This window comes from Acinetobacter terrae, from assembly GCF_013004375.1.
GTDB classification, from domain to species: domain Bacteria; phylum Pseudomonadota; class Gammaproteobacteria; order Pseudomonadales; family Moraxellaceae; genus Acinetobacter; species Acinetobacter terrae.
Window position 1 is genome coordinate 1 of sequence record NZ_JABERI010000022.1, and the last position, 17,472, is coordinate 17,472.

The following is a 17,472-nucleotide window of genomic DNA, read 5'->3' on the forward strand; positions in this document are numbered from 1 at the left end:
ATTGCTGCGTAATCTTTAGCTTCACCGCCGTAATTTTTTGCACAAATTGTTGCAATTGCAGCAGTTAAAGTTGTTTTACCATGGTCGACGTGACCAATTGTGCCCACGTTTACGTGTGGTTTATTACGTTCGAACTTAGCCTTAGCCATGAGATCTTCCTTTTTAAACTGCTTATGGAGGGAAAACTCCATAAGCGATTTTGGTTTTTAACTATGAATTAGTTTGGGGCTTATAGTAATCGAAAGATTACTCGTCGTCACCTTTTTTACCGCCAGACTGGAACTTAGTAATGATGCCTTCAGCCACGTTACGTGGAGTTTCAGCATATTTAGCAAATTCCATAGAATAAGTCGCACGACCTTGAGACATAGAACGCATAGAAGTTGCGTAACCAAACATCTCAGCCAATGGAACTTCAGCTTTAATTGCTTTAGTACCACCAGGTAAATCTTCCATACCTTGAACCATACCACGACGACGGTTTAAGTCACCCATGATGTCGCCCATGTAGTCTTCTGGAGTTTCTACTTCAACTTTCATGATCGGTTCAAGAAGGATAGGATCCGCTTTCATGAAACCATCACGGAACGCGTAAGAACCTGCCATTTTGAACGATAATTCGTCAGAATCGACATCATGGTAAGAACCATCAAATAATGTCGCTTTGATACCCACAACAGGGTAACCAGCCAATACACCATTTTTCATACGTTCTTGAATACCTTTGTCAACCGCGCCAAAGAATTCTTTAGGTACAGTACCACCGACAACTTCTTCAGCGAACACGTATTCTTTACCAGCTTCTTCGACATTCATAGGTTCTAAACGAACATATACATGACCGAATTTACCTTTACCACCTGTTTGACGTACGAATTTACCTTCTTGCTCAACAGTCTTTTTGATTGTTTCGCGGTAAGCAACCATTGGTTTACCAATGTTCGCTTCAACGTTAAATTCACGTTTCATACGGTCAACAAGAATGTCAAGGTGAAGCTCACCCATACCAGCAATAATCGTTTGACCAGATTCTTCGTCTGTGCGAACACGGAACGATGGATCTTCTTTAGCCAAACGACCAAGTGCGATAGACATTTTCTCTTGGTCAGCTTTTGTCTTAGGCTCTACAGCTAAAGAAATTACTGGCTCAGGGAATTCCATACGCTCAAGTGTAATGACGTGTTTCTCATCACAAAGTGTATCACCAGTGGTAACGTCTTTAAGACCTACACATGCAGCGATATCACCAGCGCGGATTTCTTCAACGTCTTGACGTTCGTTCGCGTGCATTTGCACGATACGACCAATACGTTCACGTTTAGATTTAACTGGGTTGTATACTGGGTCGCCTTGTTTAAGCACACCAGAATAAACACGTACGAAAGTCAAGTTACCTACGAACTTGTCATTCATGATTTTGAATGCAAGTGCAGAGAACGGAGCTTCGTCAGATGCTTCACGAATAGCTTTAGTTTCAGCTTTGTCGTCAAGAATACCTTCGATAGGCTTAACTTCAGTAGGTGATGGTAAGAAATCAATAACAGCATCCAACATACGTTGAACACCTTTGTTTTTGAATGCTGTACCACAAAGCATTGGTTGGATTTCACAAGCCAAAGTTTGAGCACGAATACCAGCAACGATTTGTTCTTTCGACAAGTCGCCATTGTTTAGGTATTCATCCATCAATTCTTCAGATGCTTCAGCCGCAGCTTCAACCATGTTTGTACGCCATTCTTCAGCAAGTTCTTGAAGTTCAGCCGGGATTTCACCGTATTCGAACTGCATACCTTGAGAAGCTTCATCCCAAATGATCTGTTTCATTTCGATCAAGTCGATAACGCCGGTGAAGTTTTCTTCAGCGCCAACAGGGATTACAACTGGTACAGGGTGTGCACCAAGACGTGTTTTCATTTGTTCAACAACACGGAAGAAGTTTGCACCAGTACGGTCCATCTTGTTCACGAATGCTAAACGAGGCACTTTATATTTGTTTGCTTGACGCCATACAGTTTCTGACTGAGGTTGTACACCACCTACAGCACAGTAAACCATACATGCACCGTCAAGAACACGCATAGAACGCTCAACTTCGATTGTGAAGTCAACGTGTCCCGGGGTATCAATTACGTTGATACGGTGTTCTGGGTATTGCTTAGCCATACCAGACCAGAAACAAGTTGTAGCAGCTGAAGTGATTGTAATACCACGTTCTTGCTCTTGTTCCATCCAGTCCATTGTTGCTGCACCATCATGTACTTCACCAATTTTGTGAGATACACCTGTGTAGAACAAAATACGTTCTGAAGTAGTGGTTTTACCAGCATCAATATGAGCAGAAATACCAATGTTACGGTAACGAGAAATTGGGGTTTGACGAGCCATGATTTCTTGCATTCCTAAATTTGTTGTTTAAAACAGGACGCTTTAAGTTGCTAGCAACTTAAAGCGTTTTGACAACAGCTCAGTAAGACTGATCTATCCTCACCCTGATTAAGGTCTTTAAACCTATTAGAAACGGTAGTGAGAGAATGCTTTGTTGGCTTCAGCCATACGATGCACATCTTCACGTTTCTTAATCGCTGAACCTTTACCTTCAGCTGCATCAAGCAACTCACCAGCAAGACGTAAAGCCATAGTTTTTTCAGAACGCTTAGCAGCAGCATCTACTAACCAGCGCATAGCTAAGGCAGTACGACGGGATGGGCGTACTTCCATAGGCACTTGATAAGTAGCACCACCAACACGGCGTGCTTTTACTTCGACCATAGGACGAACTTTTTCAAGAGTAGTCTCGAAAAATTCAACTGGGTCTACTTTAGATTTTTCTTGAACGCGGTCTAAAGCACCGTAAACGATACTTTCAGCAATAGATTTTTTACCATCTTGCATTACGTGGTTCATGAATTTAGCGATTGTTTGGCTGCCGAACTTAGGATCCGGAAGGATTTCACGGGCAGCAACTACGCGACGTCTTGGCATTTTAACACCTATAAATATGACACTTCAGGTTTATCCAGCATGAGTACAAAGTGTCATGTACTGTTCGCTGGCCTTACTACACGTCGCTTGAATTTCACAAAATTAAATGCAGAAATCAGACAAGCGAGACGATAAAGGATTGCGGTTCTACGTTCTTAAGAAGCTAATCTCGAAAGATTATTTTTTAGGACGTTTAGTACCGTATTTAGAACGTGACTGGTTACGATCTTTAACACCAGCGCAGTCTAATGAACCACGAACGGTATGGTAACGTACACCTGGTAAGTCTTTAACACGACCACCACGGATAAGAACAACACTGTGCTCTTGTAGGTTATGGCCTTCACCACCGATATAGCTTGATACTTCAAAACCAGAAGTTAAGCGAACACGGCAAACTTTACGCATTGCTGAGTTAGGTTTTTTAGGTGTAGTAGTGTAAACACGTGTACAAACACCACGACGTTGTGGACAAGCCTTCAACGCAGGAACTTTTGATTTTTCAATCAAAGTAGTACGACCCTTACGGATCAACTGATTTGTTGTTGCCATTTGGCAATTCTCCCGTTAATAAAAAGCCTCAAAAAAATACTACTTTTCGAGGGCAGACAATTGTAAGCGAAGATAGAAAAATGGTCAATATTCGAGACCATATCAAATATTAACCATTTCCTTATATTTAGGGCGTTTGAAACCATTTACTAGGCTTCGGTTTGACTTTTAAGATTTCTTTTTTGTAACTTTTTTATTTATAGGTGCAGATTCCTGATTTGATTGGGATTCCGTAGCAGAAGGTTGAGCAAGAATTTGTTCATTCACTGCCTGTTCTGCCTGCGTATATTCATCCAACTCAGATTCATCCGGAGTGATTGCTGGTTTTTGTGGTTCCACTTGTTCATGTGATTCAACCATATGCTCAGCTAAATATTCCAAGCCCTGTTCAACTCGTTCATCCTTTCTGTTTTCATCCACTTTGGGAACTTCTGTTTTCTTTTTGATTGTGACATTTGAAATATTTTTATTATCAGTCACTTGAATATCCTGATCCAATTTAATTTCACTCGGCTTCGCATCCACTTTAGATAAATGTTCTAATAATTTTGGAGTTGCCTGAGCCAATAATGCCAAAGATTTTTCATAAGCTGCAATCGGGGATATCTCTACCCCTTGATGTTGTTGCAAGTAACTTCGGGCGTGGGAAAAAATTTGTTGCGCTTTCTGGTTGACGTCTTCAACCAGTTTCCAACTATAGACTGCACCAATGCCCGCTCCTGCAACAGGTGTCAATTTACTGATGATGGAAATTTTAGGAATATGATTCAACCAATCCCATTTCATTTCACCATTTTCATTACTTAACCATTTTTTTAGGGCTGTAATATCGTTACTTGAACCCAACATTTGTTGAAACTGAGTCATATCTTGTGTTTTTAACATACTGGATAATGCTTTTAGCGCCATCAATACACTCTGTTTTTCCGCAATCTGGCCTAAATCAATCTGTTTAAACACAAACTGAACAATATCTTGTTCTGTTTCTTTATTGAGTTCAAAACCATACGCACGTCCAACCTGATAAATCATGCGCAAAGACATGATTAAAGACAACGGTACATCAATCGCTGAACCCACCACGCCTGTCGCCCCGGTTACAGCACCCTGTATAGAGGCAATCCATTTATTCTGTTCTGCCAAGGCCTGACTAATTCGCTTTGACCGATCTACGTCTTGGGTCAGTTCTTGTAAATCTTTTGCACCAGCCTGATCAAGCACGGCATCGACTGAACTTAGATTTGAGGTAAATTGATTCAACTGCTCAAAAAAATAATCCGATAATTTATCTGAAAATTGTGGAGAAACAAAATTGGCGACCCGAGTCACTTTACCATACTGACGACCGAGTAATTGTTTCGAGACACCGGGTAAATACTCGCGCAGCATTTGTTGAGGATTTTCATATTTTTGGGCTTCAAAAGTATTTGATTGACGAGCACTCCCATCCATCACCTTACCATTTCTTGATGGCTGCATGGCCTTAGTCACAGCATTCGGAGCGGCATGGTTCAGCACACCCATTCCAGCTGCACTGATCTTTTTAGCCACTCCAAAGGCATTTGAGAAGAATCCATGCGAATGTTTATTATTGATATCAGTCATTCTTTATCCTCATTTTCAATTCTTACAATTATTGATAAATACTAGGCATAGTCTAAGTTTATCTCAATATTAATGTGTATCTTTTAGTTAATTAAACCGGGTAATTTTCACAAATACGTACAGAGGGAAATAGGCATAATATTTGCCATAAGAATTCAAAAATCTTTCTGCTATTATGAATGTAATTGAAATACATGAGTAAGGCGCTGGGTTTTGCTTAAGGCAAACAATTCATTCAGCTGCATTTGCTCAAATCACCACCATATAAGGGATCTGTAGATGAAACGTGTTGTAATCACTGGCATGGGCATTAACTCATGTATTGGTAATTCTTTAGAAGAAGTAACAAATTCTTTGCAAAACGGTATTTCTGGAACACGTTTTAACCCGACTTATGCTGAACTCAACTTTAAAAGCCACGTGAGTGCAGCAGCAGAACAAAACTTTGACAATATCGACCGTAAATTAAAACGCTTTATGGGCGTTTGTGCGATGTATGCATACAACTCAGCCCTTGCTGCAGTCGAACATGCGGGTTTACAGGCTGATGATTTAGCGGGCAACCCACGTTACGGTATTACGGGTGGTTCAGGTGGTGGTTCAACCGCTTCTGTCATTGAAATGAACGAATTGTTGCAAACCAAAGGGGCACGTAAAGTTGGCCCTTTCTTTGTTCCGCGTAACATGACCAACACGATTACCGCAAACGTTGGCGTTGCATTCAAATTACAAGGTGTAGCGCATACCATTACCAGCGCATGTGCAACTTCTGCAGATGCAATTGGTTATGCTTACAACCTGATTCAATTGGGCAAACAAGATTTAATGCTTGCCGGTGGCGGTGAAGAAGATCACTGGTCACAAAGCTTGTTGTTTGATGCAATGGGCGCACTGTGCTCTAAATACAATGACACGCCTGAAACAGCTTCTCGCCCATACTCTGCTGACCGTGACGGTTTTGTGATTGCGGGTGGTGGTGGTTTCGTGGTGCTTGAGTCACTTGAACATGCCCAAGCTCGTGGCGCGAACATCCTAGCTGAAGTGGTTGGTTATGCTGCAAACAGTGATGGTGCAGACATGGTTGCGCCAAGCGGTGAAGGTGCAACACGCTGTGTGCTTATGGCTTTAGAAGAAGCAAAACAGCACGGTGTAGATAAAATTGACTATGTGAATACACATGGTACATCTACCCCTGCGGGTGACGTGACTGAACTTAAAGCGATGGAACGTGCATTCGGTGAAGGTCAAGTTCCTCCACTGAGTTCAACCAAGTCTATGACCGGTCACAGCTTAGGTGCAGCGGGTGTTCAAGAAGCAATTTATTCAGTATTGATGATGCAAAATGACTTTATTGCACCAAATATCAACGTGACTGAACTGGATGAAGGCGCAAAACCATTTGATATCGTACTTGAAAAACGCGATGCAAAACTGAATACTGTGATGAGTAACAGTTTCGGTTTCGGCGGCGTAAATGCTTGTCTCATCTTTAAAAAATGGGAAGGCTAAGCCGCCCATTTTAAGGTGACTTAATGGATGCTCCTACTGATGCTTTTTTATGGGTAAAAGCATTACATATTATTGCTGTGGTTTGTTGGTTCGCTGCTTTGTTCTATCTGCCACGTTTATATGTTTACCATGCGATGAGTGAGGATGCCACCAGTCATCAGCGTTTCCAGATTATGGAACGCAAGTTGTACCGCGGCATCATGTGGCCAGCAATGCTTGCCACCTTCATCACGGCGCACTTTTTAGTGGATTGGGGTGATGCAACACAACACTACCATGAAGCTATTTGGTTTTACCTGAAAGTTGGATTGGTGGGGCTATTGGTGATTTACCATTTCGTCTGTGGTTATTACCGTAAAAAACTGATGGTCGATGCACATTACAAATCACACAAATTTTGGCGTTACTTTAATGAAATGCCAACGCTGATTTTATTTGCAGTGGTCATTTTAGTGGTGGTTAAACCGCAGTTCTAAGTTATCTTGATTTTAAAAAGCCTCCTATTGGAGGCTTTTTTTATGTTTTTTTACTGACTAAATTTTCAATCCTCATGGAAAATAATCCTCATAAAAAAAAGAGAGTGGTTTCTTCCACTCTCTTTTTAATTACCGGAATTAATGACTACTGCATTTTTAAAGACTGAATACGCTTTTTCATCCGTGGTTTATATAGCACTTGATACGTTACACCCAGAATCACGAGCCAAAGCGGACTAATCATCAGGGCTTTTAAAGTATCCGGTTCTAAACTCAAAATAATTAAAGCAAACAGCATGAAAGCTAAAATAACATACGACATCCATACCCCACCCGGCATTTTGAAAGTCGATTTGGCATGCAATTCAGGACTACGTTTTCTGTAGCGAATGTAGCAGACCATAATCAAGCTCCAGATACTAATGAACAGGATTACGCATAATGAACTAGCCAAGGTAAACGCTTCAATGGTATTGGGTACAAAATACTGCAATGCCGCGCCAGCCATAATAAAGCAGCAAGAAAAAATAAGTCCTTTGGCCGGAACTGCACGTTTGGACAACTGACTTAATGTTTGTGGTGCCTGACCATCTTTGGCCAAACCAAACAGCATACGACTGGTGGAGAAGACCCCGCTGTTCATGGATGACATCACCGAAGATAAAACCACCAGATTCATAATAATGGCGGAAGTTGGAATTCCGGCATGCAGGAATAAAGTCACAAATGGACTTTGATCCGCTGGAATCTGGTTCCACGGTGTAACCGACATCACTACAAAGAGGGACAGAACATAAAATAGAATAATTCGCGTAGGAATCGCATTGATCGCTTTTGGCAAGTTTTTTTCAGGGTCTTTAGTTTCAGCTGCCATGGTTCCAATCAGCTCTACCCCGACAAAGGCAAACAGCGCGATTTGGAATCCAGCCAAAAACCCGGTTGCTCCTTTCGGAAACATGCCACCATGTGACCAGACATGACTAAAGCTTGCTACAGCACCTTGCGGCGGCTGGAACTGCATAAATACCATATATCCGCCAATACCAATCAAGCCCAAAATGGCTAAAATTTTAATCAGTGCAAACCAGAATTCAATTTCACCAAACAGTTTCACGGTGAGCAGATTAATGCCTAACACCAACAGCACGCAACCAGCACTGATGGCGGCCTGTCCCATAGGGGTAAAAGCTTCTCCGGGCGGCAGCCAAAAACCAAGATAATTGATAATGGCAGCTAAATCCGCAATGCCCACCAAAACCCAGCCCAGCCAATATGACCAGCCGATATAATAACCCGCAGCCGGGCCAATCAGATCATGCGCCATATCGATAAAGGATTTGTAATGCAGATTGGAAAGCAAGATTTCACCTAATGCACGCATCAGGAAAAAAAACATCCCACCAATAATCATATAAATAATCAGGATAGACGGTCCGGCCAAGGAAATGGTTTTCCCGGAACCCATAAACAAACCTGTACCAATTGCACCACCAATAGCAATCAACTGCAAATGACGGTTGGAGAGTTTCCTTTGTAATTCATGCGGAGAAGATGAATCATCCAATTGATTCGTTTTCATATTTCAATATCCTTATAGCACTGTATAAATCCGGCATTCTGAATTGAGCGGAGGCTTCCGCTGCGCTCAATCCTGCCTCTTGATAAATTTCTGCTTTAATCAAGACAGTTGCACTATTCCTTATCTATTTGCGGGAGATGAATTTTAAAAAGTTAAAGCTAAAAATTACTTTTGTGCTGCGGTCACAGCAATTTCAATCAACCAATCTGGATTTACCAGATTCGCCTGAATGGTGGCACGTGATGGCGCTACGCAGCCTTTTAACCAATCGACCCAAACCGTATTCACAGTTTTAAAATCTTCAAGGTTTTTTATATAAATCTGCGCTGACAATAATCGTGACTTATCACTATTTGCTTGCGCCAATAAGCTGTCAATTGTGGCAAGAATATCCTGAGTTTGCAGTTCAATATCTTGTGCGGTGGTTTTCGGTACCTGCCCAGATAAATACACGACTTGATTAAAAATCGTGACTGCGCTCATGACTTCTGTACTGTTGATCTTTTGGATATCTGAATGTGACATATTAATTTCCCTATTGTGGATAACTGATGACTGGATCTTGAATAAATCAAGCTGAGATTCTAATGTTCAATTTCAAATTGAACACGAGCCGTGACTGCACACATTAATTCATAGCCGACCGTTCCCGAGCTTACTGCCACATCATCGATGGCTAAAACCTTACCTGCTGAAGATGTGCCCCAAAGCACCACTTCACTGCCAATTTCAGCATCGGGAATATGGGTCAGATCAACGGCCAGCATATCCATGCTGACCCGACCCAAGGTTTGGGTTCGAACTGAATTAACCAGCACAGGCGTACCGGTTTTCGATATGCGCTGATAACCATCGGCATAGCCACAGGCGACAATGCCAATCTTTAAGGGTTCGAAGGCAATAAAACGCGAACCGTAGCCAACACTTTCACTGGCTTTGATATCTTGTATTGCAATGATCTTGCTTCGTAGCGACATGGTCGGTTGAAGCTGCCAATCTTGAATGCTATGCACTGGATAATCTGGGGAACTACCGTAAAGCATAATGCCGCTACGGATATAATCGGAATGTAGTTGTTGGGGATAACGCAAGATGGCGGCACTATTACTGATCGAGCATTTTCCCGGTAAATCCTTAATGGTTTGTTCAAAGATATGTTGTTGATAGAAAATACCGGGCTCACCCAAGCGTTCACCATCAGCATCGGAAAAATGTGTCATATGCGTTACAGATTTCACACACGCCAGTTGCTTCAAGCTGTGCCATGCCGCTTGATATGCATCAGGATTAAAACCCAAGCGATTCATGCCACTGTTCATTTTCAGAAACACATCAAACTGTACGGAACCTTCAAACTGCTGTAGCCACTCAAGTTGGTACTGGCTATGTACGGTAAAACTGAGATCTAATTCAGCACAATCATGCAAATCCTGTGCGGTAAACATACCTTCTAGAAGCAGAATTTGACCCTGCCAACCAAGTCTGCGAATACGCTTCGCTTCCGCAATATCAAGTAAGGCAAAACCATCTGCCTGCTGAAAAGCATCGTAAACACGCTCGATGCCATGACCATAGGCATTGGCTTTGACCACGGCAAAAATCTGGCTGTCAGGCATCATCTGACGTGCAACCGCTAAATTATTGCGTAATGCCGCCTGATGAATCACAGCGGTAATGGGACGTGACATCTATTCATCCTTGAATATGGGTTTGGGGTAAATTAAGCCGCGCTCGGATAACGCTGAATCGATAAACCTTCGGTATTAATGTCGGTTTTATGATTGAGTACCAAATCACTGATCAATTTGCCTGAACCACACGCCATGGTCCAACCCAAGGTGCCATGACCGGTATTTAAAAACAGGTTACTGAAACGGGTCGCACCAATAATTGGCGTGCTGTCCGGCGTCATTGGACGTAAACCGGTCCAGAATGTCGCTTGCTGCATATCGCCACCCGGGAATAAATCCTGAGTCACCATTTGCAAGGTCGCACGGCGATTTTCATTCAAGCCATGATTGAAGCCACTGAGTTCCGCCATACCGCCGACACGAATACGCTCGTCAAAACGGGTAATCGCAATTTTATAAGTTTCATCAAGTACCGTAGATTGCGGGGCAAAAGCCGGGTCTACAATTGGAATGGTGAGGGAATAGCCCTTCACCGGATAAACTGGTAAATCCAGATTCAGCGGTTTTAAGAAATCACGTGAATAACTGCCAAAAGCCAGCACATAACGATCTGCGGTAAGCACTTGACCATTGACCAGTACACCTTTGATTTCATCGCCTTCAAGCACAAGTTTTTCAACGTTCTGATTAAATTTAAAATCAACACCCATATCTTTGGCCAAGTTGGCTAGAGCATTGGTGAACAAGTAACAATCACCTGTTTCATCATTTGGCAAATGTAAACCACCCACCAATTTATCTTGGGCAAAAGCTAAGGCCGGTTCAACTTTAGCCAAGTCTTCTTTAAGCAACAATTCATAATCTACGCCACATTCTTTCAAGACTTGAATATCACGCTGTACCGCTTCAAGCTGTGCTTCGTTACGAAAGACTTGCAAGGTGCCTTTAGAACGGTTTTCATAGTGAATACCGGTGGCCTTACGCAAATCTCTTAAGCAGTCGCGGCTATATTCGGCTACGCGGGTCATGCGTTCCTTGTTAATGGCATAACTTTGCGGATTACAGTTTTTCAGCATTTGCGCCATCCACTGTAATTGCCACATGCTGCCATCCATATTGATTGCGAGCGGCGCATGATGTTGAAACATCCATTTCACTGCTTTAAAGGGAATACCTGGTGCTGCCCATGGCGTTGAATAGCCGGGAGAGATTTGACCCGCATTACCGAAACTTGTTTCTTCTGCTGGACCTGCCTGGCGATCTAATACAGTCACGCTGGCACCTTGCTGCGCGAGGTAATACGCACTTGCAACACCAATAACACCACTACCCAATACAATTACGCGCATTTTCAATCCCTCGAGCAACATCTAGTTTATTTACCTAGTATATTTTTGGTTTAATAGTTTATTTCACTGTTTTGTTGGCTATAATCTAGGTAATTCGATGGATTTATCGTGAAAAAAATCTAAAAAAAGGGAAAAACTGATGCGTAAATTAGACCGTATCGATCATCAGATTTTAGACATCTTGCAAAAAGACGGACGGATTGCCATTAGCGAATTGGCGGCTCGGGTAAATTTATCGACTACGCCCTGTTCAGAACGTGTAAAACGCTTGGAACGTGATGGCATTATCATGGGCTATTACGCACGCTTAAACCCGGAACTGGTCGATCGAAATTTGCTGGTTTTTTTAGAAATTAAATTGTCTGCCAAATCGGGAGATGTGTTTGATCAAGTGGCACGTGACTTGGTCGAAATTCCGGAAGTCTTAGAATGTCATCTCATTTCAGGCGAGTTTGATTATCTGGTCAAAGCACGCCTTAAAGAAATGAGCGCTTATAGACGCTTGTTGGGTGACTTGTTAAAAAAATTGCCTTCGTCTGCTTCCTCACACAGTTATATTGTCATGGAAGAAGTCAAAGAAACTTTTTACTTGGATCTTGGTTGATTCATTTAATGCCTGATTTTAATTCCAGAAATTAAAAAAGGATCTCTAGATCCTTTTTTATGGATTTGAAAATAGGTTTTACTTTAGCGTCCAAGCTAATTTAAATGATCCAGCAACTCGGCAAAGTTCTGGATTCTGGCTTTGGGTTTTGCTGCAGTTAACTCTTCATCTGCACCATAACCATATTCCACGGCAATGGTTTCAATCCCGTTATGTCGCGCACCGAAAATATCATGCTCACGATCACCGACCATTACGCATTCAGCTGGATCTAACTGCTCTTTTTCAATGATATAAGCAATCAATTCAGCTTTATTGGTACGCTCGCCATTGAGTTCGCTGCCATAAGGATGAACGAAATATTGTAATAGTTCGAAATGCTCTAAAATTTGTCGCGCATATACTTCAGGCTTCGCGGTGGCTAAAAATAAACGATAGCCTTGTTGCTGCAATGTTTTTAAAGTTTCAGCCACATCATCAAATACATGATTTTCATATAAACCCGTGACAGCAAATCGTTCACGGTAACCCATCAATGCTTGTTCAGCCAAAACATCATCCACTGCAACATTTAAAATCTTCGCCAATGAAGCTTGCAATGGTGGACCAATAATCCAGTCAATATTGACATCATCGGCAATGGGATGGCCAATTTTATTTAAACCATAACGCGCACTGGTAGTAATACCCACTTTTGGATCAGTTAATGTTCCATCTAAATCAATCAAAATATTTCTAATCACAGACTGACCCTTCAACTTAAATTTTTACTTAACAAATACTATCGAGACTTGGCTCAAAGTTGCCTATACTAACGTAAATTTAGTGATTTAAGGACATCATTGTGCGCCCTACTGTACTTTGCTTTTCTGGTTTAGATCCATCGGGTGGAGCTGGCTTGCAGGCAGATATTGAAGCGATTGGTCAAAGTGGTGCACATGCAGCAATTGCCTGTACCGCTCTCACCATTCAAAACTCGCAACAGGTGTTTGGTTTTGAGGCAACATCGAAAGAATTATTGATGGCTCAGGCCAATGCAGTGGTGGGTGATTTACCGATTAAATGCGTTAAATCAGGCATGTTGGGCACTACAGATAATATTGCAGCTTTAGCAGAATTTTTACGCGAACATTCTGAATATCTATATGTGCTCGATCCAGTACTGGTTGCCAATAGTGGGGGTTCACTGGGCAATCAAGAAACGCTGGTCAAAGCATTTGTAGAGCTGATTCCACTTGCCACAGTTCTTACGCCTAATACAGTAGAGCTTCGTGCATTAACCGGTATTGAAGATATCGACCAGGCCACTGCAAAACTCTTTGAAATGGGTGCTAAAGCCATTTTAGTCAAAGGTGGACATGAAGATACGCCGGACTATATTCGCAATGCTTTATATATGAATGGCAAGCTGGTTTCCGAAACCAGATGTCCACGCCTTGAAGGTGAATACCATGGTTCAGGTTGCTCATTGGCCAGTTTTATTGCAGGTCGTTTGGCACAAGGTGATGATTTAAAACAAGCCGTGAATCATGCCGAAACCTGGTTGTTTGGAGTGCTTAAAAAAGCGGAAACCCCTGTGCCCAATGGTCAGAAAATTCCTAAGCGCTTCTAAAAACATGTTGATAAACCTGACCACCAATTGCTTTTATGTCGTTTGAGATCAGGTTTTTTTTGCACTCATTTTAGTCGCTAAAATCTGGATTTTATTGCGCTACTCAAAAAATAAGGCATGTATCAATACCTGCCTTATCATGCCCATCATCTAAAGCTAAGCAATGAGTTCTTTAATCTTGGTCGTCGATCCATTGTTTTTAACTGACTCTATGCCTTTCTCACGTGATTGCTCACTTGAATAGAATTGGCTGCGACCAATAATCTGATAATTCGCCGCTTTTAAGTTGAAATAAGGCTTACCATTTTTCGCTTCTAAGCGCTCATAGCGGCTATCATCTACGCTATTTCTCTGAACCGATTCAATGCCAACCTGTGCAGAAGCTTTTGCCTTATATAATTCGCTGGCCAAAATCACTTCCCCATTTCCAGCTTTTAACACAAAGCGATATTGCCCATCGTTTGCTTGACTGATTTCATACCATCCTGCCATATAAAAACCCCTTTATTATTTTTAAATTTATAAAAAACATCTTAATTATTAGTTTTGAAAACATATTGTTATTTTATAAAATATAAATAATTTTTATTTTTTTAATGTGGCTGTTTTGTAATCAGTAACATCCCTATCTGGATGGAATAAATAAAAGTGCGTTCCACAAAGGTAAATTTGGCTTAAATTTATTAAATAAAAAAATAAAGATCAAGAGAGTAAAGGGAGATCTAGTCTCTTGATCGCTATTAAGATCTAGATAATTTTCTTAGAATAAGTAGCTTTTTGCATTTCCAAAATTTCCACACAAATCTGTAAGCTCACTTGGCTTTGTTTGGGTAAGTGCTGCTCGAGTGTAGTTAATAACAATTGTGAAATTTCCTGTTGTAATTCCACACTGCGTCCATTCAATAAAGAGACTTTGGCATGTACATAAGCTTGTGAAGCATCCCCAAAACCAATGACATAATCATGCTGGCAAATGGTACGACTTTTCACCTCATTCGCAGAGCCTACATATGCACCTTCTACCAAGGCTTTGTTCAACGCAAGCAGGATAGGTTTGGTTTCCAGGTTTTCAATATTGTCTGAATATTCCAGATGGATGTGTGGCATAACCAAAAATTCTTTAAAGGATTGCTGTTGTTATAACATGTCATTTGCTCAATCATAAGGCCAATGAATCAATGTTTAATCAACAGTGCCGCTGTTTATAAAAGAGATAATAAGAATGACTGCACCCTTTTAATAAAACTGAATCCAAAAATATCTATCCACAAAAATAACGGTTCAAAAATTAATTCTAGCCTCATAAAAAAGCCCTAGCATTTCAGCTAGAGCTTTTAAATTTCCATCTGTGTGAATTAAGCTTTTTTCACAAATTCAGATTTTAATTTCATTGCACCAAACCCATCAACTTTACAATCAAGATCATGACCATCACTTGAGTCAGGTAATAAACGAATGTTTTTCGCTTTGGTTCCCACTTTAATCACAGATGAAGAACCTTTAATTTTCAAATCTTTAATCAGGGTAACCGTGTCGCCATCGGCAAGAACATTGCCATTTGAGTCTTTAATAATCGTTGCTGCTTCGGTGCTGCTTTCACCCTCTTTCCACTCATAAGAGCATTCTGGACAAATCAGTAAATCGCCATCTTCATAAGCATATTCTGAATTACATTTGGGGCAATTTGGCAAAGACATAAAAAACCTCAAAAACTCTACTATAGCATTTTATAAGTCAATCTCTTGCTTAAAACCCTATTTATTTCATGGAATAAAAGTAGGCAAGATTAATTTTAACCTTCTTCTAAAACCTGTTTGAGTACAATCACATGGTTATAGTCTTTACTTTTTGCAGCGGTAATTAAAGTGACTTGTTCTTGTTTAGCCATCGCTCTAATTTGCTGCAGCATCTTCGCTTGCTCAACAAGTTCCGCTCTATAGCATTGTTGAAAGACGTCCCAATGTTCGGGATCGTGCGCGTACCATTTTCGAAGTTCAGTCGATGGCGTAATTTCCTTGGGCCATAGATCAATTTTAGCATCTTCCTTTTTGATGCCTCTGGGCCAAAGTCGATCGACTAGAATCCGTTTGCCATCTGAGGGTAAAACTTCGGCATAAGCACGTTTGATTTGAATCTGCATTACATTCACTTCTATTGATCCGGTATTTCAGGAGTAACCAATAAAGTGAGCAGTTGCAATGATTCCTGCCATCCCAAATAACAGGCTTCTACTGGTATCACATCTGGAATACCGGATTGGGTGATATAAACTTCGGTTCCTACAGAAACAGGGTTTAATTGAATAGTGACTTCAATTTGACCCGGTAAGTTTGGATCATCAAACTGGTCGGTATAACGTAACAATTGGTTTGGAATAATTTCATGATAGGTTCCACCAAAGGATTGGCTGGTACCTGTAGAAAAATTGCTGAAGGACATTTTATAGGTGCCACCGACTTTCGCATCCAGATGATGAACTTTAGCGGTAAAACCATGCGGTGCCATCCATTTCACCAAGGCATCTGGATCAATAAAGGCTTTAAACACCCGTTCTGGTGGTGCGCTAAATACACGGTGAAGTTTGACAGTATTGGGCATTTCCTGTTTCTCACTTTTTGTTGTTTTATTTATTCAGTCTATCGCTGTTCATTTATGGCTATGTATGGCTTTGGTATGGGTCTGATTATGTTTTTCATAAAATAGCATGCGAGGTTCACATGCTATTTATTTGTTAAAAATAATACCCATGACCGTATTTAGCCAATTGATGATCTTTGCCATATACAAATTTAAGCGAAGCCATTTTTCAACCAAGTCAATCATGAATAGACGCTTCTTGTTATAATACACTGATTTGATTTAACTTTTTTATTTTCATTTTATCATTACTCAGCGTCTGAATTAAATCTTCTGCAAGCTGATTCAATAAAACCAAATCATCTTTACTCATATGTGCTGAAATTCTACAGAATTACTGTAAATAAAATCCTTCTTTTCCTCATACCATTTTCAATTCAAGCCGATTATCTTTTATTCTTTGTGAAATATTTGGGCATTAAAAAACCCTAACCGTTTGCACGGTTAGGGTTTCTTGGTATCTCATTTAACAAGAGTAAGTATGACTTCAGTTTTACTTGAATCCAGACACTATTTTCAGACTATTATTGAGTGATTTGAATTAACTTTGAAGTTCATCTTCCAAGTCTTCATCGTCATAGACATACGCCATGCAACCCCAGCCATCGTATTCACCGCCGTGTTGTTCAGCAATTTTAGTGAACCATTCTTCAATGTCGACGATGTCTGAATAGTCAGGTTCCATATACACATAAATAGTGATAATCCACTCTAGCGTATCGGCTTCTTCATCTTCAAACAGGCTGATTTTTTGTTCTTCTTTCAGCAAATAAAGCGCACATTTTTCAGCTTGCTCTTGGGTTTGAAAAGCAATCGAAAATTCAATTTCATGTGCTTCAGTCAGATCGTCACCATCTTCAGCCATTTGCCAAAGTACGTTACCGTTTTCGTCATCTGGGAATTGTTCAAAATCGCGTGTCATGGAGAGTTTCCTTA

At 41.0% G+C, this 17,472-nt stretch carries 20 protein-coding genes; 4 read left to right on the forward strand and 16 right to left on the reverse strand.

What is annotated here, in order from left to right:
- The 5 genes from HLH14_RS09760 to HLH14_RS09780 form a co-directional block, all read right to left on the reverse strand.
- On the reverse strand, positions 1 to 149 hold a 149-nt coding region (locus HLH14_RS09760; protein ID WP_235940460.1), incomplete at its 3' end, for a GTP-binding protein.
- A 97-nt stretch (positions 150 to 246) separates the two neighbouring features.
- Positions 247 to 2,385: an elongation factor G gene (gene fusA, locus HLH14_RS09765; RefSeq protein ID WP_067723608.1), complete on the reverse strand. Its 2,139-nt coding sequence runs from the start codon at positions 2,383 to 2,385 to the stop codon at positions 247 to 249.
- A 126-nt stretch (positions 2,386 to 2,511) separates the two neighbouring features.
- Positions 2,512 to 2,982 carry a 30S ribosomal protein S7 gene (gene rpsG, locus HLH14_RS09770; RefSeq protein ID WP_004648014.1) on the reverse strand — a complete coding sequence of 157 codons (471 nt, stop codon included), beginning with the start codon at positions 2,980 to 2,982 and terminating at the stop codon, positions 2,512 to 2,514.
- A gap of 177 nt (positions 2,983 to 3,159) precedes the next feature.
- Positions 3,160 to 3,534, reverse strand: coding sequence for a 30S ribosomal protein S12 (rpsL, locus tag HLH14_RS09775; RefSeq protein ID WP_004648013.1), 375 nt, complete (start codon positions 3,532 to 3,534; stop codon positions 3,160 to 3,162).
- A gap of 168 nt (positions 3,535 to 3,702) precedes the next feature.
- Positions 3,703 to 5,139 carry an EcsC family protein gene (locus tag HLH14_RS09780; protein WP_067723609.1) on the reverse strand — a complete coding sequence of 479 codons (1,437 nt, stop codon included), beginning with the start codon at positions 5,137 to 5,139 and terminating at the stop codon, positions 3,703 to 3,705.
- Between the two features lie 279 nt (positions 5,140 to 5,418).
- Between HLH14_RS09780 and HLH14_RS09785 the strand changes: the two genes are divergently transcribed.
- Positions 5,419 to 6,648: a beta-ketoacyl synthase N-terminal-like domain-containing protein gene (locus HLH14_RS09785; RefSeq protein ID WP_067723610.1), complete on the forward strand. Its 1,230-nt coding sequence runs from the start codon at positions 5,419 to 5,421 to the stop codon at positions 6,646 to 6,648.
- Positions 6,649 to 6,671: 23 nt separating this feature from the next.
- Entirely contained in the window at positions 6,672 to 7,124 is a 453-nt protein-coding gene (gene hemJ, locus HLH14_RS09790; RefSeq protein ID WP_067723611.1) for a protoporphyrinogen oxidase HemJ, read from the forward strand.
- A gap of 145 nt (positions 7,125 to 7,269) precedes the next feature.
- Here the strand turns inward: hemJ and HLH14_RS09795 are convergent, their stop codons facing one another.
- From HLH14_RS09795 to HLH14_RS09810, 4 genes are all read right to left on the reverse strand, one after another.
- The gene (locus HLH14_RS09795) at positions 7,270 to 8,703 is read right to left on the reverse strand and encodes an amino acid permease (RefSeq protein ID WP_067723612.1); all 1,434 of its coding nucleotides are present in this window, start codon (positions 8,701 to 8,703) and stop codon (positions 7,270 to 7,272) included.
- A gap of 165 nt (positions 8,704 to 8,868) precedes the next feature.
- Positions 8,869 to 9,228 carry a RidA family protein gene (locus HLH14_RS09800; RefSeq protein ID WP_067723613.1) on the reverse strand — a complete coding sequence of 120 codons (360 nt, stop codon included), beginning with the start codon at positions 9,226 to 9,228 and terminating at the stop codon, positions 8,869 to 8,871.
- A 59-nt stretch (positions 9,229 to 9,287) separates the two neighbouring features.
- Positions 9,288 to 10,391, reverse strand: a complete 1,104-nt coding sequence (gene alr / locus HLH14_RS09805; protein WP_067723614.1) for an alanine racemase — start codon at positions 10,389 to 10,391, stop codon at positions 9,288 to 9,290.
- A gap of 32 nt (positions 10,392 to 10,423) precedes the next feature.
- Entirely contained in the window at positions 10,424 to 11,683 is a 1,260-nt protein-coding gene (locus tag HLH14_RS09810; RefSeq protein WP_067723615.1) for a D-amino acid dehydrogenase, read from the reverse strand.
- Positions 11,684 to 11,822: 139 nt separating this feature from the next.
- Here HLH14_RS09810 and HLH14_RS09815 point away from each other — a divergent pair, with 139 nt between their 5' ends.
- The gene (locus tag HLH14_RS09815) at positions 11,823 to 12,287 is read left to right on the forward strand and encodes an Lrp/AsnC ligand binding domain-containing protein (RefSeq protein WP_067723616.1); all 465 of its coding nucleotides are present in this window, start codon (positions 11,823 to 11,825) and stop codon (positions 12,285 to 12,287) included.
- A 95-nt stretch (positions 12,288 to 12,382) separates the two neighbouring features.
- On the opposite strand, the gene HLH14_RS09820 is transcribed toward HLH14_RS09815, so the two are convergent.
- Positions 12,383 to 13,030 carry an HAD-IA family hydrolase gene (locus HLH14_RS09820; RefSeq protein ID WP_067723617.1) on the reverse strand — a complete coding sequence of 216 codons (648 nt, stop codon included), beginning with the start codon at positions 13,028 to 13,030 and terminating at the stop codon, positions 12,383 to 12,385.
- Between the two features lie 101 nt (positions 13,031 to 13,131).
- Between HLH14_RS09820 and HLH14_RS09825 the strand changes: the two genes are divergently transcribed.
- Positions 13,132 to 13,899, forward strand: a complete 768-nt coding sequence (locus HLH14_RS09825; RefSeq protein ID WP_067723618.1) for a hydroxymethylpyrimidine/phosphomethylpyrimidine kinase — start codon at positions 13,132 to 13,134, stop codon at positions 13,897 to 13,899.
- Positions 13,900 to 14,055: 156 nt separating this feature from the next.
- On the opposite strand, the gene HLH14_RS09830 is transcribed toward HLH14_RS09825, so the two are convergent.
- The 6 genes from HLH14_RS09830 to HLH14_RS09855 all read right to left on the reverse strand — a co-directional run bounded on the left by HLH14_RS09830 (position 14,056) and on the right by HLH14_RS09855 (position 17,458).
- Positions 14,056 to 14,391, reverse strand: coding sequence for a YegP family protein (locus HLH14_RS09830; RefSeq protein WP_067723619.1), 336 nt, complete (start codon positions 14,389 to 14,391; stop codon positions 14,056 to 14,058).
- 255 nt (positions 14,392 to 14,646) lie between these two features.
- Positions 14,647 to 15,006 (reverse strand): 5-carboxymethyl-2-hydroxymuconate Delta-isomerase, encoded by a 360-nt coding sequence (locus HLH14_RS09835; protein ID WP_067723620.1) that lies wholly within the window; start codon positions 15,004 to 15,006, stop codon positions 14,647 to 14,649.
- Positions 15,007 to 15,254: 248 nt separating this feature from the next.
- A complete protein-coding gene (locus HLH14_RS09840; RefSeq protein ID WP_067723621.1) occupies positions 15,255 to 15,596 on the reverse strand; it encodes a zinc ribbon domain-containing protein YjdM in 342 nt (113 codons plus the stop codon).
- Between the two features lie 95 nt (positions 15,597 to 15,691).
- Positions 15,692 to 16,039, reverse strand: a complete 348-nt coding sequence (locus HLH14_RS09845) for a DUF488 domain-containing protein (protein WP_067723622.1) — start codon at positions 16,037 to 16,039, stop codon at positions 15,692 to 15,694.
- Between the two features lie 11 nt (positions 16,040 to 16,050).
- Complete coding sequence (locus tag HLH14_RS09850; RefSeq protein WP_067723623.1) at positions 16,051 to 16,497, reverse strand: SRPBCC family protein; 447 nt, start codon at positions 16,495 to 16,497, stop codon at positions 16,051 to 16,053.
- 580 nt (positions 16,498 to 17,077) lie between these two features.
- The gene (locus HLH14_RS09855; protein ID WP_067723624.1) at positions 17,078 to 17,458 is read right to left on the reverse strand and encodes a ribonuclease E inhibitor RraB; all 381 of its coding nucleotides are present in this window, start codon (positions 17,456 to 17,458) and stop codon (positions 17,078 to 17,080) included.
- Positions 17,459 to 17,472: the final 14 nt, after the last annotated feature.

Coding starts and splice junctions, on each gene's coding strand:
- HLH14_RS09795 (WP_067723612.1), bottom strand. CDS start 8,703: ATGAAAACGAATCAATTGGATGATTCATCTTCTCCGCATGAATTACAA.
- HLH14_RS09800 (WP_067723613.1), bottom strand. CDS start 9,228: ATGTCACATTCAGATATCCAAAAGATCAACAGTACAGAAGTCATGAGC.
- HLH14_RS09780 (WP_067723609.1), bottom strand. CDS start 5,139: ATGACTGATATCAATAATAAACATTCGCATGGATTCTTCTCAAATGCC.
- HLH14_RS09840 (WP_067723621.1), bottom strand. CDS start 15,596: ATGTCTTTGCCAAATTGCCCCAAATGTAATTCAGAATATGCTTATGAA.
- hemJ (WP_067723611.1), top strand. CDS start 6,672: ATGGATGCTCCTACTGATGCTTTTTTATGGGTAAAAGCATTACATATT.
- HLH14_RS09850 (WP_067723623.1), bottom strand. CDS start 16,497: ATGCCCAATACTGTCAAACTTCACCGTGTATTTAGCGCACCACCAGAA.
- HLH14_RS09810 (WP_067723615.1), bottom strand. CDS start 11,683: ATGCGCGTAATTGTATTGGGTAGTGGTGTTATTGGTGTTGCAAGTGCG.
- HLH14_RS09785 (WP_067723610.1), top strand. CDS start 5,419: ATGAAACGTGTTGTAATCACTGGCATGGGCATTAACTCATGTATTGGT.
- HLH14_RS09835 (WP_067723620.1), bottom strand. CDS start 15,006: ATGCCACACATCCATCTGGAATATTCAGACAATATTGAAAACCTGGAA.
- HLH14_RS09855 (WP_067723624.1), bottom strand. CDS start 17,458: ATGACACGCGATTTTGAACAATTCCCAGATGACGAAAACGGTAACGTA.
- fusA (WP_067723608.1), bottom strand. CDS start 2,385: ATGGCTCGTCAAACCCCAATTTCTCGTTACCGTAACATTGGTATTTCT.
- rpsG (WP_004648014.1), bottom strand. CDS start 2,982: ATGCCAAGACGTCGCGTAGTTGCTGCCCGTGAAATCCTTCCGGATCCT.
- alr (WP_067723614.1), bottom strand. CDS start 10,391: ATGTCACGTCCCATTACCGCTGTGATTCATCAGGCGGCATTACGCAAT.
- HLH14_RS09845 (WP_067723622.1), bottom strand. CDS start 16,039: ATGCAGATTCAAATCAAACGTGCTTATGCCGAAGTTTTACCCTCAGAT.
- HLH14_RS09815 (WP_067723616.1), top strand. CDS start 11,823: ATGCGTAAATTAGACCGTATCGATCATCAGATTTTAGACATCTTGCAA.
- rpsL (WP_004648013.1), bottom strand. CDS start 3,534: ATGGCAACAACAAATCAGTTGATCCGTAAGGGTCGTACTACTTTGATT.
- HLH14_RS09830 (WP_067723619.1), bottom strand. CDS start 14,391: ATGGCAGGATGGTATGAAATCAGTCAAGCAAACGATGGGCAATATCGC.